This window comes from Arthrobacter sp. 754 (genome assembly GCF_040548695.1).
Lineage (GTDB): Bacteria > Actinomycetota > Actinomycetes > Actinomycetales > Micrococcaceae > Arthrobacter.
On the sequence record NZ_JBEPSC010000004.1, the window covers coordinates 341,224 to 356,671 of the forward strand.

Consider the following 15,448-nt stretch of genomic DNA (forward strand, 5'->3'; position numbering starts at 1 on the left):
GTGACTCAGCTCATCACCACCGAACTGGTCGAGCTCGACCAGAACCTGGGCAGCTCGCCCGAGGACGTGATCCGGCACCTGGCCAGCAAAGTTGCTGCCACCGGACGCGCCTCAGAAGTTGAAGGCCTCTTCGCAGACGCCTTCGCCCGCGAACAGAAGACAGCCACGGGAATCCCCGGCGGCATTGCCATCCCCCACTGCCGCTCAGCGGCGGTCATCGAACCGACCCTGGCCATGGCCCGCCTCAACCCCAAGGTGGACTTCGGCGCCAAGGACGGCCCGGCGGACCTGATTTTCTTCATCGCTGCTCCTGACGGCGCCGACCAGGAACACCTCAAGCTCCTCTCCAAGCTGGCCCGGTCCCTGATCAAAAAGGACTTCACCGCAGCCCTGCGCAACGCCTCTTCCCGAGAGGAGATCGTGGAGCTCGTGGACGGCGCCCTGGCGGACAAGCCTGCAGCCCACGCCGCCGCTGCTGTACCTGTGGCTGCGGGTGCTGCTTCCGGCGCCTCCGCCGCAGGTGCTGCTGCGGTTCCGGCAGGCTCCGCCACCGGCGCCGCATCGGGCCCGAGGCGCCTTGTAGCTGTCACCGCCTGCCCCACCGGCATTGCGCACACCTACATGGCCGCCGATTCGCTGGTGGCCGCCGCCCAGGAAATGGGCGTGGACCTGCAGGTCGAGACGCAGGGCTCCTCCGGGGCCAAGCCGCTGGATCCCGCGATCATTGCCGCCGCCGAGGCCGTCATTTTCGCCGTTGACGTGGACGTCCGCGGCAAGGAGCGCTTCGCCGGCAAGCCCGTCATCAACGCACCCGTCAAGCGCGGCATCGACGAGCCAACCAAGATGGTGCAGGAAGCACTCGCTGCAGCCCAGGATCCGAACGCACGCCGCGTCCCGCACTTCGGTGCTGAAGAGCAGGCCGAGCGTGAGGCCTCCGAAAAGGGCGAGCACATCGGCCAGAAGCTGAAGCGCGCACTGCTCACTGGCGTCAGCTACATGATCCCGTTTGTGGCCGGCGGCGGCCTGCTGATCGCGTTGGGCTTCCTGCTGGGCGGCTACAACATCACCAGCATCGCCGACAAGGTGGTGGTTCAGAACAACTTCGGGAACCTTCCCGACGGCGGCCTTGCCATCTACCTTGGTGCGGTGCTCTTCAAGATCGGCGCCCTGTCCATGGGCTTCCTGGTCCCGGCGCTGGCAGGCTACATTGCCTACGCGATCGCCGACCGGCCGGGCATTGCCCCCGGGTTCGTTGCCGGTGCTGTATCCGGCTTCATGGGCGCGGGCTTCCTGGGCGGCATCGTGGGCGGCCTGCTCGCCGGCTACATGGCGCACCTGATCGGTACCTGGCAGGTACCGCGCTGGCTGCGTGGCCTGATGCCCGTGGTGATCATCCCGCTGCTCGCTTCAATCTTTGCCTCCGGCCTGATGTTCCTGGTCCTCGGCGGCCCTATCGCCGGACTCACTGCGGCACTGAACAGCTGGCTGTCGGGCATGACCGGCGCCTCCGCCGTCGTCCTCGGAATCATCCTGGGCCTCATGATGTGCTTCGACCTCGGCGGACCGGTCAACAAGGTTGCCTATGCCTTCGCAGTGGCCGGCCTGAGCGCCGGCAGTGCCACCAACCAGGCACCGTGGCAGATCATGGCCACCGTTATGGCTGCGGGCATGGTTCCGCCGCTCGCCATGGCACTGGCCACCGTCCTGGACAAGAAGCTCTTCAGCCTCGCCGAGCGTGAAAACGGCAAGGCGGCCTGGCTGCTCGGTGCCTCCTTCATCTCCGAAGGCGCCATCCCGTTCGCCGCTGCCGACCCGCTGCGCGTCATCCCCGCCAGCATGGTGGGCGGCGCCCTCACCGGCGCCCTGACCATGGCCTTCAACGTCACGTCGCAGGCGCCGCACGGGGGCATCTTCGTGTTCTTCGCCATCGGCAACCTGCTGATGTTCGTGGTGGCCATCATCGCCGGAACCATTGTCAGCGCGCTGGCCGTCGTGGCACTCAAGCGCTGGGCAGCCCCGAAGAGCGCTGCTACGGTGGAAACCGTTCCCGTAACGGTCTGACCCGCCTTACCCATCACTGATCCACGGCCCTGAACCCCAGGGGCCGAAAGACTAAAGGAGCAAGAATGTCAGAACGCACCGCAACCGTGGCCAGCCGTGTAGGCCTGCACGCCCGTCCCGCCGCCATCTTCGCAGAGGCTGCCGGAGAGTACGACCTCGACATCACCATCGCCCGCGAGGGTGAGCCCGTTGACGAGGCCATGGACGCCGCGAGCATCCTTTCCCTGATGAGCCTGGGCGCTTCCCACGGCGACGTTGTGGTGCTTCGGGCCGAGGGCACCGGGGCCGATGACGCCTTGGAGAGCCTGGTCCGGATCCTGGAAACGGACCACGACGCCGAGTAGCGGTTTCACGCCGACGGCCGCCGTCGCGCTTTTTCCCTAAGTGGGAGGGCGCGACGGCGGCTGTTGCGTTTAAGGGGTCAGTGTAAAGGGTCAGTGCCGCGGGTGCCCGTCGCCGCTGCAGCCCCGCTCCGGTTCATCCCCGCTCAGCGATCTTCTTGACGTCCGCCACGAGCATGTCCCACATCCCCTGGGAGTGTTCTGCCGCTTCCTCGCTGGCATTATTGTCCTGCGAGAGCGTGAGTTCAGTCCGGCCGCCCTGGTCCTCAAGGGTCCACGTCAGCGTGTGGTAGTTTTCGGGTTTGTCGTCCTCGCCGCCGAGCGGGCTGAAGTGGGTATGGACCAGCTTTTGTCCCGGCACCACCTCAAGGACTTGTCCCTTGTCCTCGTAGGGTTTGCCTTCCCACTCACCGCGCCAAAGAATGGGCCCGCCCACGGTCCAGTCGGTTTCCAGGTCTGCGCCGAACATGAATTCCTTGACGGCGTCCGGATCCGTTATGACCTCCCAGACGCGGTCCGGCGGAGCATCGATGGTGACCGAGGACCGGGCCACAAATCCCCCGGGCATCAGCGGGCCTTCCGGGCAGTCAGCAGGAGACATTCCCACTGCATCTGCCACGCCGCGTCACCATGGGCCTCGCCAAAGGAATCGGCCAGCTCGATGAGGGCACTGTCCAGGGCCTTGGCCTTGTCTGCGTCGTCGCCGATGAATTTGTAGACGGAGATGGTGGGACCGTAGTGGGACTTGAAGTACCGCAGGAAGTCCTGCGGCTGATGGAAGCTGTGGATGGCCAGCGTGCGCTTTTCCGCCTTGATGTCCGTAATCCGGTCGCCGAAGAGTTCCCGCACGTGGTCCTCGCTGCCCCAAAGCGGCCCCGGCGATGCCCCGGGCGGCGGAGGCGGCGCAAAGGGCTTCAGCGTGGCATCCATTTTCCCGAGGAATCCTTCGGGCGTCCAGTTGAGCAGTCCTATGGTGCCGCCGGGCTTGCACACGCGCACGATCTCATCGGCACTTGCCTGATGGTGCGGAGCAAACATCACGCCGAGGCAGGATGTCACCACATCAAATTCGTTGTCCTCGAACGGCAGAGCCTCGGCGTCGGCTTCCACCCATTCCAGCTCGACGCCGCGATCGGCTGCCTGCCGGCGGCCGGCGTCGAACAGTTCCGGAGTGAGGTCGCTGGCTACGACTTTGCCGCCCATCATGGCCGCGGGAATGGCTGCGTTGCCGGCACCGGCACCCACGTCCAGCACGCGCTGCTTCTGCTTGATTCCGCAGGCATCGACCAGGATGGCTCCGAGGTCGTTGACAAGTTCGGCAGCCAGCGCCGGGTAATCCCCCGAGGCCCACATAGCCCGCTGCTTTTGCTTCAGTGCCGGGTCTGCCTCGTCTGCTTTCGCTTCGCCATTCATCTCGGGACCCCTCTTCTTTGACAGGTTTTGAGTGACAGCACGCTGTTGGCACAGTGGAGGCTGCGATGCGACCCATTGTGGCCGCATCGCAGAAGGCTGTAAAGCATTCGAGGGTGCCTCGGCGGATCCACAGCAAGCAGCCTTAGTGTTTTGTTGTTTTTCCACAGGCACCGAATTAGCGTGGAAGCCTGACCAGCAAAGACAGGACGCCAGCGTCCAGGACGTTCCCCGCCAACGTTTAGGGAGGATGACATGCCAGGCAAGAAGAACCCCAGCCTGAAGGATCCTGAACTTTATGAGGAACTGCGCGAAGATGGCGCGTCAAAGCAGAAGGCGGCGCGCATTTCCAACGCCGCGGCCAGCAAGGGCCGCTCCGCCGTGGGCCGCAAGGGCGGAAAATCAGGTGACTACGAGGACTGGACCGTCCGGCAACTCAAGGCCAAAGCAAAGGAAATAGGACTGACGGGCTACTCCGCGAAGAAGAAGAGCGAACTTATCTCCGCGCTCCGGAATTCCTAGGCGGCGGCCATCTCCCGAAAACCCTGCGCCTTCATAGGCCCCGCCTTCACAGGCCCCGCCCGGCCCGCGCCTGGTCCGGCAGCGTCATGCGCCCTTCCGCGCACGGGTAGCAGTCGCCTTGTCTGCAGGCTTGGCAGCCGACGGGTCCGCCTTGGCTGCCGGTTTGCGGGAGGTGGACTTGGCGGCGGCGGTCTTGGCGGTGGTGGACTTGGTCGCGGCGGTCTTCGAGGCGGTGGATTTGGTAGTACTGCTCTTTGCGGCACTGGTCTTGGCGGTGCTGGTCTTTCCTGCAGCCCTCTTGGATCCCGTGCCGGGCTCCTCCGCTTCGTCCTCGTCTTCGCCGGCCGTATCCTTCCCGGAACCGGAGCCCTCCGAAGCCGCTGCGCCACCACCGCGCTTCCGGTCCAGGCTGCGCTTGAGGGCCTCCATCAGGTCAATGACTTCACCCTTGCCGCCTTCGCCCGCTTCCACGCCGAACGTCTCCCCGGTGTCCAGGGAGTCGCCCTTTTCAAGCTTGGCGTCGATGAGCGTGCGGAGCTGGACCTGGTACTCGTCGGTGAAGTGGTCCGGATCGAAGTCCGCGGCCATGGACTCCACCAGCGCCGCCGACATCTCCCGTTCCTGGGCGGAGATCCGGACGGACTCGTCCAGTGCCGGGAACTTGGCCTCGCGGACCTCATCGGGCCACAGGAGAGACTGCAGCACCAGCACGTCATCCTTAATCCGCAATGCCCCCAGCCGGGTCTTCTCGCGCAGGGCAAACTGCACGATGGCCACACGGTCCGTGTCCTCCAGCGCCCTGCGCAGCAGGACGTAGGCTTTGGGCGACCTGGAGTCCGGCTCCAGGTAGTAGCTCTTCTCAAACATCATCGGTTCAAGCTGCTCCGATGGGACAAACTGCACCACTTCGATCTCGTGGCTGTTCTCCGCCGGAATGGCCTTGAGCTCGTCCTTGGTCAGGACAACAGTCCGGCCGTCGTCCTCGAAAGCCTTCTCGATGTCCGAATAGTCGATGATCTTGCTGCACACCTCGCAGCGGCGCTGGTACCGGATCCGGCCGCCGTCCGCATTGTGGACCTGGTGCAGACTGATGTCATGATCCTCGGTGGCGCTGTAGACCTTCACGGGCACGTTGACCAGGCCAAACGCGATGGCACCTTTCCAGATGGCTCTCATTCCTCAAGTGAACCCCACACAGCGCCGGAGGTGAAGACCTTTGGCCCCTCCTAAGGAACGTGTCCGGGTGGCGGGACGGGAACTGACCCTGACCAACCTGGACAAAATCATCTACCCGGAGACAGGCACCACCAAGGCCGACGTCCTGGCCTACTACGCCGCGGTGGCCCATGTCCTGATCCCGGCGGCAGCCAACAGGCCGGCGACCAGGAAGCGCTGGGTCAACGGTGTGGGCACCGCCGGAGACCCCGGAGAGGTGTTCTTCCAGAAGAACCTGGAGGACTCGGCTCCGGGCTGGCTCCCCCGCGCCGCCATAACGCACAAGGACCGGACCATCTACTACCCCATGGTCAACGATCCCGCCACGCTCACCTGGTTCGGCCAGATCAATTCGCTCGAAATCCATGTCCCCCAGTGGCAGGTGGACTCCCACGGCAGGCAGCTCAATCCGGACCGCCTGGTGCTGGACCTCGACCCCGGCGAAGGCGCAGGGCTCACGGAATGCGTGGAGGTAGCTTTCCTGGCGCGCACCATCCTGCAGGATGTGGGGCTGGACCCGGTCCCGGTGACCAGCGGCAGCAAGGGCATCCATCTCTATGCCGGCCTGGACGGGACCCAGACATCGGACCAGATCTCCGCGTTCGCTCACGAACTGGCGCGGGCATTGGAAGCGGACCACCCTGATCTCGCGGTCAGCGACATGAAGAAAACGCTCCGCACCGGCAAGGTCCTGGTGGACTGGAGCCAGAACAGCGCGGCCAAGACCACTATCGTGCCGTATTCACTGCGCGGCAGGCCTACGCCAATGGTGGCCACCCCGCGGACCTGGCAGGAGCTCAGCTCCCCCACCCTGCACCATCTGGACTACAAAGAAGTGATGCGACGGGTCGAGGCGGGCAAGGACCCGTTCGCCGCCGTCGAACACGGTTCCGGCCACCCGGGCAGCCCCAAGGGCAAAACGGCTGACAATGCGGACGACGGCGGCGCGCATCCGCGCCTTGAGCGGTACCGTTCCATGCGCGATCCGAACGCGACGCCCGAGCCGTTCTCCGGCGCGGAGGGCACGGGCGACACCTTTGTGATCCAGGAACACCACGCCAGCCGGCTCCATTTCGATTTCAGGCTGGAGCATGAAGGAGTCCTGGTGTCCTGGGCCCTGCCCAAGGGCGTCCCCGAATCGGGCGGACAGAACCACCTGGCGGTCCAGACCGAGGACCACCCGATGGACTACGCCACGTTCGAAGGGACCATCCCGAAGGGCCAGTACGGCGCGGGGGAAGTCACCATCTGGGACCACGGGACGTACGAGCTCGAAAAATGGATCAACGGCAAGGAAGTCATCGCCACCCTCACCGGTTCCGAAGGCGGCGGCCTGGGTGGAACCAGGAAGTTCGCCCTGATCCATACCGGGCGCGGGCGCGGCGAGGAGGGGCAATGGCTTATCCACCTGATGGACAAGGAGCACCACGGCGGCAGGCACCGGCACTCTTCAGACAATGGAACGGGGGACGACGGAAACGGAGCCGGTGAGGACGAACGAGTCCCCGCTGAACCAGACAAGCCGGAAAGGACCAAGCTGCGGGAGCCACAGCCCGTTGCCGGACCCGCCAGGGAAGCTGCCGCCACACCCCTGGACGACCTCCGGCCCATGATGGCGACCGCCGGAACCCCCGCGGACCTGCAAGGCAGCGAGTGGCAGTTTGAGTTGAAATGGGACGGCGTCCGCGGGGTGATCGTTGCGGACGAAAAGAGGGTCCGCATCTTCAGCCGGAACGGCAACGATGTCACCGCAACGTATCCCGAGCTGACGGACCGGAACGGCTGGCCGGCGGGGTCGTTCGTCGCCGACGGCGAGATCATCGCCGTCGGGCCTTCCGGCAGGCCCGATTTCGGGCTGCTCCAGGGACGGATGAAACTGACCAAAGCGGCCGACGTCGAAAAGGCCCGCCGCGCCATCCCCGTCCGGCTCATGCTGTTCGACCTGCTGTCCGTCGGTGGTGAGGACCTCCGCAGAAAGCATCTTCAGACGCGGCGGCAACAGTTGGAGGAGTTCTTCTCCCCGTCCGACCTTCCCGTGGAACTGTCTCCCGTGTTGGACGAACGGCTGGACCACATCCTGGAAAGCGCGCAGGAACTGGGACTGGAGGGAGTGATGGCGAAGCGTCCGGACAGCCGTTACGTCAGCGGCCAGCGGACCAGGACCTGGATCAAGATCAAGCTCGCGAAAACACAGGAGGTAGTGGTGGGCGGCTGGCGTCCCGGCAGGGGCGGGCGGGAAAGCTCGGTCGGTTCGCTGCTGGTGGGCATCCCGGAAGGTAAGAGCCTGCGGTACGTGGGCCGGGTGGGCAGCGGTTTCAGTGCACGGGAGCTGACCGAGCTGCGGCAGAAAATGAATGATCTGGCACGCAAGACCTCGCCGTTCGACGACGTCCCCCGCGAGGATGCATCCGACGCCCACTGGGTCACGCCAAAGCTGGTAGGTGAAGTGACGTTCGGTGAGTGGACCGGAAGCGGGAGGCTCCGTCATCCGGTGTGGCGCGGCTGGCGGGTGGACAAGGGCCCGGAGGAAGTGGTTCCGGAAGCGTAGCGGCACTGCAGTGGGTCTGTGTCGTGCGACGCGGAAAGGCCTCCCGATACGGGTAAGGCCTGGGGACACCGGAATACCGGTGTCCCCAGGCCTTTTGCGTGTCCCCAGGCCTTCTGCCTGTCCCCAGACGCCCTGGGCTTCCTAAGACGCCCTTCGCTCCCTAGGAGGAGTGCGGCATCTGGGGCCGGCCGGTCCGGTGAACAGCAGTCACGGCTGCTTCATGTCCGGGCCGGCCGTGCATCGTATTGTTTTCCTTGGGGTGGCGGTTCTTCCCATTGCCATCCGGCCAGTGCTGCTCTCCCGCCATGGCCCTGCCCACGGCAATGGCGGCCGGGCCGGGGAATGCCGGCTGGTCCATGGCTGCCGCGAGATGGCCCGCGACCTCTGGTTGGATCTTTGCATCAGTCATTTTTTTAGCCATTGTTCTTCCTTTCTACGACGAAATGAAGCGCTCCCTGAAATGGGGGCAAAATAATTCCTGAAGTTGGATTACCCGCGAATTACCAGCGGACTTTCTTCTCCGCCGGCCCCTGTTTGCCACTGACATGTGTTGGTTTGTGGCTCTTGCCTACGCTTTGCAGCCCGGCGTCCCCGCCCCTGGACTTGCTGGCGAGCATCGCCTTCTGGGCGTCAGTCAGCCGGGAGCGGACCCCCTTCGGTTCGGGCTGCCCGGAGGTTTCGTGGGCGCTTTCGGCAGTGGTTTCGGGGTTGCTTGAAGCAGAATCTTTAGTCATTCTTTGGAACCTTTCTGAGGGGAATCAGCGTATCTGACGAGCTCGGCCGGGACGAGGCCTGCGAAACCAGGCCACGGGCATCCGCCTACTCAAAAATCAGTGTTCCCATGGCACAACAATAGGCAGGGTCGGAGCAGCTTGTGAACCCCTTGCAGCGAGGGTGCCCGTACCAGCCCGAACAGGCTGCCAGGCCGCGCCACGCTGGTGGCGGCCGTCACTTTTCGGGCCTCCCGCGCGCGCCAAAAGCCGGCAAACCAAGCAGGAGCGAAAAAAGATTAGCTGGGGAACCCGCCAACCCATCGGATGCCAGTAATGGAGCCGCAGGATCGCCGAAAGAAAGTTCCGCAAAACATGCCCGTAAAGGCACCGAAACAGGCCACCCTACGCCATCCAGCTCTCAGTTACCAGAGAATTCGCGTAAAATTGAAGGCCTGCCCAGAGCGGGGCAGCTACAAGTCGCAAGCAAATGACCTCCATAGGAGTCGCCCAAATGCCCACAGACCGAAGCACGACCGACTCTTCAGCAGGCGCGAACAACGCCCGCAGAACCAGCAACGCAGTACCGGAAAACGCAGTACATGACAGCGCAATACACGACAGCGCAGCGCCCAGGAGCGCGAGGAAACCCAAGCTCCTCGGCCGCCGTCGGCTCAAAGAATCCGACGTGAACGTCGTAAACCAGCCAATGCTGAAAAAAGCGCTGGGCGGAACCATCGTGGGTAACACCATGGAGTGGTACGACGTCGGCGTGTTCGGCTACCTCATCACCACGATGGGACCGGTGTTCCTGCCGGAATCCGATCCGAGCACCCAAACCCTGTTCCTCTTGGGAACCTTCGCCGCCACCTTCATTGCCCGTCCCCTTGGCGGAGTGATCTTCGGCTGGCTCGGCGACAAGATAGGCCGCCAGAAGATTCTGGCCACCACCCTGATGATCATGGCCGCCAGCACCTTCGCCATCGGCCTGCTGCCCGGCTATGCCCAGATCGGCATGTGGGCCGCGGCCCTCCTGGTGCTGCTCAAGGTTGTCCAAGGGTTCTCCACAGGCGGCGAATATGCCGGTGCCACCACCTTCGTGAGCGAGTACGCGCCGGATAAACGCCGCGGATTCTTTGCCAGCTTCCTGGATATGGGCAGCTACATGGGGTTCGCGCTCGGCGCCGCCCTCGTCTCCGTCCTGCAGCTGACTATGGGTCAGGCTGCCATGGAAGAGTGGGGCTGGAGGATTCCGTTCCTCATCGCCGGCCCGCTTGGCCTGATCGCCGTGTACTTCCGTAGCAAGATCGAGGAATCCCCGCAGTTCCAGGCAACACTGGATGCCCAGGAGGACCTCGCCAAGCACGCCGCAGCCGGCGACGAAGCCGTGGTCAAGGGACCGGTTGGCATCGTCAAGGCCTACTGGCGCTCCATCATCGTGGCCATGATCCTGGTGGCCGCCGCCAACACTGCAGGCTATGCCCTCACGTCTTACATGCCCACGTACCTCACCGAATCCAAGGGGTACGATCCGGTCCACGGCACCTTGCTGACCATCCCCGTGCTGGTCATCATGAGCCTCTGCATCCCGCTGACCGGCAAGCTGTCCGACCGCATTGGCCGCCGCCCGGTCCTCTGGATCGGCGCGTTGAGCACTGTAGTCCTGGCGACGCCTGCATTCCTGCTGATCGGTATCGGGGACATCTGGTCCACCCTGGCCGGCCTGGCCCTGATCGCCTTCCCGGTGACGTTCTACGTGGCCAACCTTGCCTCGGCACTGCCGGCCCAGTTCCCTACGTCCAGCCGTTACGGCGCCATGGGAATTGCGTACAACTTCTCCGTGGCGATCTTCGGCGGAACCACGCCGTTCATCGTGGCCGCCCTCATCACTGCCACGGGCGATGACATGATGCCGGCCTACTACCTGATGGGCACCTCTGCGATCGGCGCAGTGGCCATCTACTTCCTGAAGGAATCGGCCCAGCGTCCGCTGCCGGGCTCCATGCCCAGCGTGGACACCCAGGCAGAGGCGCGTGAACTCGTTGCCGGCCAGGATGACAATCCGCTGATTGACCTGGCCGAAATGCCGTTCGAGACCCAGGACATCACGACGGCGAGCGCGGCAGCCGACAAGGTGCCCGCAGGAGCGAACTGAGGCAAGGCTGACTGCGTCTTGTAGTCCACGCTCAGGTGGCCCGTGCTGCGTGATTTCCTTGGGGGAATCACGCAGGGCGGGCCTCAGCCGTGTCTGGCCGCAGCAGGTTACGTCCCGTGTACGGCATGATGCCCAGCGGGAACGGGCCGTGATAATTTCCGGAAGGCTTCACCAAAGGAGCCACAACCGAAGGTTGGTGTGATCCGTGAAGCCTGTCCTGCGCCAGTTACGTGCCTTCCACAGGCTGGAGCCGGCAAACAACGATCACCTCGCCGCCCTCCGGGTCGCCCTGAGTGTAGCCGTGCCCTCCCTTGTCCTCCTGGGTTTGGGGCGCCCGGACCTCATCATCTACGCCGTCTTCGGGGCCCTCACCGGAATGTACGGTCGGGCAGAATCCCACCAGCTGCGGCTGAGGCACCAGTCCCAGGCAGCGCTGGTGCTCCTCGGCGGCGTCGCAACAGGGGTCTTCCTGTCCGTCAGCCACCTCCAGTCCTGGTGGCTCGTGGGCGTGGAGGCCTTGCTTGCCGGAGCCGGCTCGGTGTTTGCGGACAGGGTTCGGCTAAGGCCCAATGGCCCGTTCTTCGGCATACTCGCCCTGGGTGCCTGCGCCTCCGTACCAACAGCCGTCCCGTGGTTCGTTGCCCTGCTCATCGCCGCAGCAGCTGCCGCATTCTCGCTGGCAGTGGGTTTCGGCGGGTGGGTCCGGGCCCGGGTGTGGCAGCCCGGAGCGGCCCGCGATGCACGGCCCCTGCGCGGAAATGCCCGCCGGCTGGCAGCTGTGCACGCAGCGCGGTACGTCCTGGCAACAGGCGTCGCCGGGTCCATCGGAGTGCTCAGCGGCAGCGGCCATCCCCATTGGGCAATGGCAGCAGCCGCCGTTCCGCTCGCCGGCGCCGATCTGCCCAGCAGCGTCCGCCGCGGAATCCACCGCATCGTAGGGACCTTGCTCGGCCTGGCCGTTACCGCCGTCGTCCTGGTTCCCGGCCCGTGGCTTCCCGCGGAGTTTTACGGCGTGCACCATGTGGCGATGCTGGCCATCCTGGTCATCGTTTTCCAGTTCACCACCGAGCTGTTTATGACACGGCACTACGGACTGGCGATGGTCTCCTTCACGCCGGTCATCCTCCTGATGACCCAACTGGCCGCACCCGCCTCGCCAGGGGTCCTGATCACGGAGCGCGCATTGGAGACCTTTGTGGGTGCCGTGGTGGGGATCCTGGTGGTGGTGACCGTGCGGCGCCGCAGCGGGACCACCCTTATTGGCCGCGGAGCTGCTTCAGGCGGCGCGCAGGCCCGTTAACCAGGCGCCCATGCAACAGCGGCCCCACCACAGCCAGCGCCTTGTAGCGCATGGACGGGATGGACAATGCCCTGCCACGGAGGCTGTCCGCCAGTCCTTCGCGGACCACGCGCTCGGCGGTCAGCCACAGCCAGGGCGGCGTCACCGATTTGTCCTGCCCCATCCGCTCGTGGAATTCCGTACGGGTAAGGCCGGGGCACACCGCAGTGACCTTCACGCCCCGCTTCCCGTACGCCGCGTTTGCCCAGCGGCTGAAGCTCAGCAGCCAGGCCTTCGCCGCAGAGTAAGTCCCCCGCGGCAGAAAAGCTGCAATGCTGGCCACGTTGATGATCCTGCCGGAACCACGGGCCAGCATGCCCGGCAGGACGGCATGGGTGAGTTCAAGCGGCACCTGGCAGTGCAGCACCAGCCCCTGTTTCTCGTCCCCGATGCTGTTCTCCTCGAACTCCCCCAACAGTCCGCGGCCCGCATTGTTCACCAGGATTTCCACGGGCCTCGCACTGTCGGTGAGACGTCCGACGACGGCGGCCATCCCGGCGTCGTCCGTCAGGTCCGCGGGCAGCACCTCAGCGGTGATTCCGTACTGCTGTTCCAGGTCCGCCGCTGCTTTTTCGAGGCGGGCACGGTCGCGGGCCACCAGTACCAGGTCATGGCCCTGGCTGGCGAGTTGCCGGGCGAACTCGGCGCCAATGCCCGCGCTGGCCCCTGTAATCACGGCTGTGGTCCCGCTGTCCTGTGGCGTCATGGCCCCAAGCCTAACCGGAGGCCCGCTCCACTGCTGCTTGCCCTCAGAGATGGATATGGGCGGCCTTGTTTGACCGTTCGCGCTGTGCCCGCTTGGCCGACGCGGCGCGTGACGGGCGCACCGGGCTGGCCGGATCGGTCGGCTGGCTCGGGTGTTCCACCATCGAGGCTTCGGCCGCGTCCCGGCGCGCAGCCTCGAAGTGCGTGCCGGAATGGACGGGGCACACCGGCAGGTAAACCGGTTCGATGAGGGTCAGCCGAAGATGTTCGGCCTCCTCAAGGGCCGCGGCCACTGCCCAGGCCAGCCCCTGGCGCAGGACATCGCGCTGCCCGGGCTGTGGGCGGCCGGGACCGGCCAGGAGGCGAAGGTGCGCCAGGACCCCTGCGTCCAGATGGATTGCGCGCCGCAGGTCCAGCGCTATTGCCGGGCTGGACACCAGCCGGTGAGCCCGGAGCAGCAGGTGCAGGAGAGCCGGAAAGGTGGACTGCGTCAGGCACCCACCGACGTCCACCCTTACCTGCCCGGGATCCACATCGCAATGGACAACGACCCGAAGCTTGTGGTGGGAAAGTCTGTGGCTCACGGGAATCTCCGCGGAAGTACCGTAGGCCGGCTGCATGGCCCACCTACGACTTTACGAAGTTGCTGCCCGGCTCACAAGGTTCGAATCCCCCTGGGAGGCCTGGTCCGCCGGGCGGCTATTCTTCGGGCCAGTCGATGTGCTGTTCGTAGCCCTCGTGCTTGCGGAGGTAGCTGCTGATGAACGGGCAATGCGGAATGATCCGCTTTCCTGAAGCGACGACGTCGTCGAGGGCGAAGTGGGCCAGCACCTTGCCCAGCCCCTGGCCCGCAAATTCCTCCGCGGTCTCCGTGTGGGTGAAATCCACGTGTCCGGGCCGGTCCCGGAAAAAGGACTGGACGGCGATCTTGCCGCCCACCCTCAGCTCGTAGAAGTGATGCTCGTCATCCCGTGCCAGCGACACGTCCGGGCTGAATTTGTCCTCAGTGGAAACCATGTTCTCAGTCATGGTTCGACACTGGCACTACTTGGCCCCGCTGGCAATGCCCCGCCCTCCCCGTTCCCGGATTCGGAAACAACGTGGACGGGTACCCGCTCCGGGACCCTTCCCAGCAGCAGGACAGCCAGGGCGAAGCAAGCTGCCCCGCCGCCGAGCAGTGCGAGGGTGAGGCCATTGAAGGCGGCATCCGCCACCGGAATGAAGACGACGACGGCGGCCGTCACCACCGCGGCGGCGGGCCTGCCGCGGGCGTGGACCGCCGCCGTCGGACGTTCCTCAAGGCGCCCGAAAACAACAATCACGGGCAGCAAAAGGGCGACGACGCCGGTAAGCACCAGGGGCCGCGCCCACCACCATGCCGCTGTTCCGGCCGCGGGTTTGGGGAAATCGGTCAGGAGCAGCAGCCCGGACATCGCAGCCAGCAACGGCAAATGCCACAGGTACACCGTCATGGCACGTCGCCCGGCCATGGATACCACCGCCCGGACCCAATGTATGCCGGAGATCCAGTTCATCTCCGGCCGGAAAAGCTGGAGAGCGGCGGCCTGCGAGACACCCAGGATGAAGAGGCACAGGTTGGGCGGGTTGAGGTTGACCAGCATGTTTCCCGAGTAGAGGCCCAGCCCTGTGATCAGGCCCAGCAACAGGTTGGCGGCGACGATCAGTCCCACCAGGCCGGACCGCGTGAGCCTGGCAAGATGACCGTCGGCCATCAGGAAACCCAGTTGCTGCACGGAACACCACACGAAGACGAGATTTGCGTAGGCGAGCTGGGGCAGCGTTCCGCGCAAGCAGTCCACGGCCACCACGAGCGCCACCAGGGCGGCAAGGGTCAGCCAGGGTGCGCGCCGATGGAACCGCGCGAGCAGCGGGATATTCAGCTGGGCCGCGAGATAGGCCGCGAGGAACCAGAGCGGCATGCCCGCCCCGGTGGCGATCAGCTGCGTCACCTGGGGGTCCACACCCAGCAGCCGTGCCGCCCACAGGCCCACAAACATCAGTGCCAGGAGAGCTGCCGCGGGCCGGACGAGCCGGAGTAGCCGGGCCTGGGCGAAATCGAAGCCGGTTCCACCGCGGTCCTTGAGCCGCAGCCAGGATTGCAGGCCGGTGATTCCGCCGGTGACGAAGAACAGCGGCATCACCATAAAGATCCAGATGACGGGCTCGAACCAGGGCTGGTCCCCCAGCGTGTTCTGGCTGGTCACCGTTCCGTCGGGGTGGAGGACAGGGCTGACCATCATGCAATGGCTCACCACCACCAGGGCCAGGCACACGAAACGGATAACGTCGATGCCGAGGTCACGGTTAATCTCCGCTTCGCCCGGCGGTGTTGGCCATTGTTCCTTCATGCCACTCACCTACGGTCCCTGCCTGCGCCAGATGCTGCCGATGCCTGCATGTTGTTACGTACATTGTCCGCCC

Annotated in this window: 15 protein-coding genes; 6 read left to right on the plus strand and 9 right to left on the minus strand. The window is 65.1% G+C overall.

Annotated features, from left to right (window positions below):
- Positions 1-2,061 (plus strand): PTS fructose transporter subunit IIABC, encoded by a 2,061-nt coding sequence (locus tag ABIA70_RS13740; RefSeq protein WP_354148106.1) that lies wholly within the window; start codon positions 1-3, stop codon positions 2,059-2,061.
- Positions 2,062-2,126: 65 nt separating this feature from the next.
- Positions 2,127-2,405, plus strand: a complete 279-nt coding sequence (locus ABIA70_RS13745) for an HPr family phosphocarrier protein (protein ID WP_354148107.1) — start codon at positions 2,127-2,129, stop codon at positions 2,403-2,405.
- 133 nt (positions 2,406-2,538) lie between these two features.
- On the opposite strand, the gene ABIA70_RS13750 is transcribed toward ABIA70_RS13745, so the two are convergent.
- Positions 2,539-2,970, minus strand: a complete 432-nt coding sequence (locus tag ABIA70_RS13750) for an SRPBCC domain-containing protein (protein WP_354148108.1) — start codon at positions 2,968-2,970, stop codon at positions 2,539-2,541.
- Entirely contained in the window at positions 2,970-3,815 is an 846-nt protein-coding gene (locus ABIA70_RS13755; protein ID WP_354148109.1) for a class I SAM-dependent methyltransferase, read from the minus strand. Before ABIA70_RS13755 ends, ABIA70_RS13750 begins: the two co-directional genes overlap by 1 nt.
- 252 nt (positions 3,816-4,067) lie before the next feature.
- Between ABIA70_RS13755 and ABIA70_RS13760 the strand changes: the two genes are divergently transcribed.
- Positions 4,068-4,334 carry a DUF7218 family protein gene (locus tag ABIA70_RS13760; protein WP_354148110.1) on the plus strand — a complete coding sequence of 89 codons (267 nt, stop codon included), beginning with the start codon at positions 4,068-4,070 and terminating at the stop codon, positions 4,332-4,334.
- An 84-nt stretch (positions 4,335-4,418) separates the two neighbouring features.
- Here ABIA70_RS13760 and ku read toward each other — a convergent pair whose 3' ends face one another.
- Positions 4,419-5,510 (minus strand): non-homologous end joining protein Ku, encoded by a 1,092-nt coding sequence (gene ku, locus ABIA70_RS13765; protein WP_354148111.1) that lies wholly within the window; start codon positions 5,508-5,510, stop codon positions 4,419-4,421.
- A 40-nt stretch (positions 5,511-5,550) separates the two neighbouring features.
- On the opposite strand from ku, the gene ABIA70_RS13770 reads away from it, so the two are divergent.
- On the plus strand, positions 5,551-8,097 hold the full coding sequence (locus ABIA70_RS13770; RefSeq protein WP_354148112.1) for an ATP-dependent DNA ligase: 2,547 nt from the start codon (positions 5,551-5,553) through the stop codon (positions 8,095-8,097).
- Between the two features lie 160 nt (positions 8,098-8,257).
- On the opposite strand, the gene ABIA70_RS13775 is transcribed toward ABIA70_RS13770, so the two are convergent.
- Together ABIA70_RS13775 and ABIA70_RS13780 are read right to left on the minus strand one after the other, a co-directional pair.
- A complete protein-coding gene (locus ABIA70_RS13775; protein ID WP_354148113.1) occupies positions 8,258-8,518 on the minus strand; it encodes a hypothetical protein in 261 nt (86 codons plus the stop codon).
- A gap of 79 nt (positions 8,519-8,597) precedes the next feature.
- Positions 8,598-8,831: a hypothetical protein gene (locus ABIA70_RS13780; protein WP_354148114.1), complete on the minus strand. Its 234-nt coding sequence runs from the start codon at positions 8,829-8,831 to the stop codon at positions 8,598-8,600.
- A 490-nt stretch (positions 8,832-9,321) separates the two neighbouring features.
- Between ABIA70_RS13780 and ABIA70_RS13785 the strand changes: the two genes are divergently transcribed.
- Together ABIA70_RS13785 and ABIA70_RS13790 are read left to right on the plus strand one after the other, a co-directional pair.
- On the plus strand, positions 9,322-10,962 hold the full coding sequence (locus ABIA70_RS13785) for an MFS transporter (RefSeq protein WP_354148115.1): 1,641 nt from the start codon (positions 9,322-9,324) through the stop codon (positions 10,960-10,962).
- A gap of 205 nt (positions 10,963-11,167) precedes the next feature.
- Positions 11,168-12,262, plus strand: coding sequence for an FUSC family protein (locus ABIA70_RS13790; RefSeq protein ID WP_354148116.1), 1,095 nt, complete (start codon positions 11,168-11,170; stop codon positions 12,260-12,262).
- On the opposite strand, the gene ABIA70_RS13795 is transcribed toward ABIA70_RS13790, so the two are convergent.
- From ABIA70_RS13795 to ABIA70_RS13810, 4 genes are all read right to left on the minus strand, one after another.
- Positions 12,219-13,007 carry an SDR family NAD(P)-dependent oxidoreductase gene (locus ABIA70_RS13795; protein WP_354148117.1) on the minus strand — a complete coding sequence of 263 codons (789 nt, stop codon included), beginning with the start codon at positions 13,005-13,007 and terminating at the stop codon, positions 12,219-12,221. The two genes, ABIA70_RS13790 and ABIA70_RS13795, sit on opposite strands and share 44 nt — an antisense overlap.
- A 43-nt stretch (positions 13,008-13,050) precedes the next feature.
- The gene (locus tag ABIA70_RS13800; protein WP_354148118.1) at positions 13,051-13,590 is read right to left on the minus strand and encodes a hypothetical protein; all 540 of its coding nucleotides are present in this window, start codon (positions 13,588-13,590) and stop codon (positions 13,051-13,053) included.
- Between the two features lie 115 nt (positions 13,591-13,705).
- Positions 13,706-14,035: a GNAT family N-acetyltransferase gene (locus tag ABIA70_RS13805; protein WP_354148119.1), complete on the minus strand. Its 330-nt coding sequence runs from the start codon at positions 14,033-14,035 to the stop codon at positions 13,706-13,708.
- Positions 14,032-15,375, minus strand: coding sequence for an acyltransferase family protein (locus ABIA70_RS13810; protein WP_354148120.1), 1,344 nt, complete (start codon positions 15,373-15,375; stop codon positions 14,032-14,034). The genes ABIA70_RS13805 and ABIA70_RS13810 overlap by 4 nt, the downstream gene beginning before the upstream one ends.
- Between the last annotated feature and the right edge of the window lie 73 nt (positions 15,376-15,448).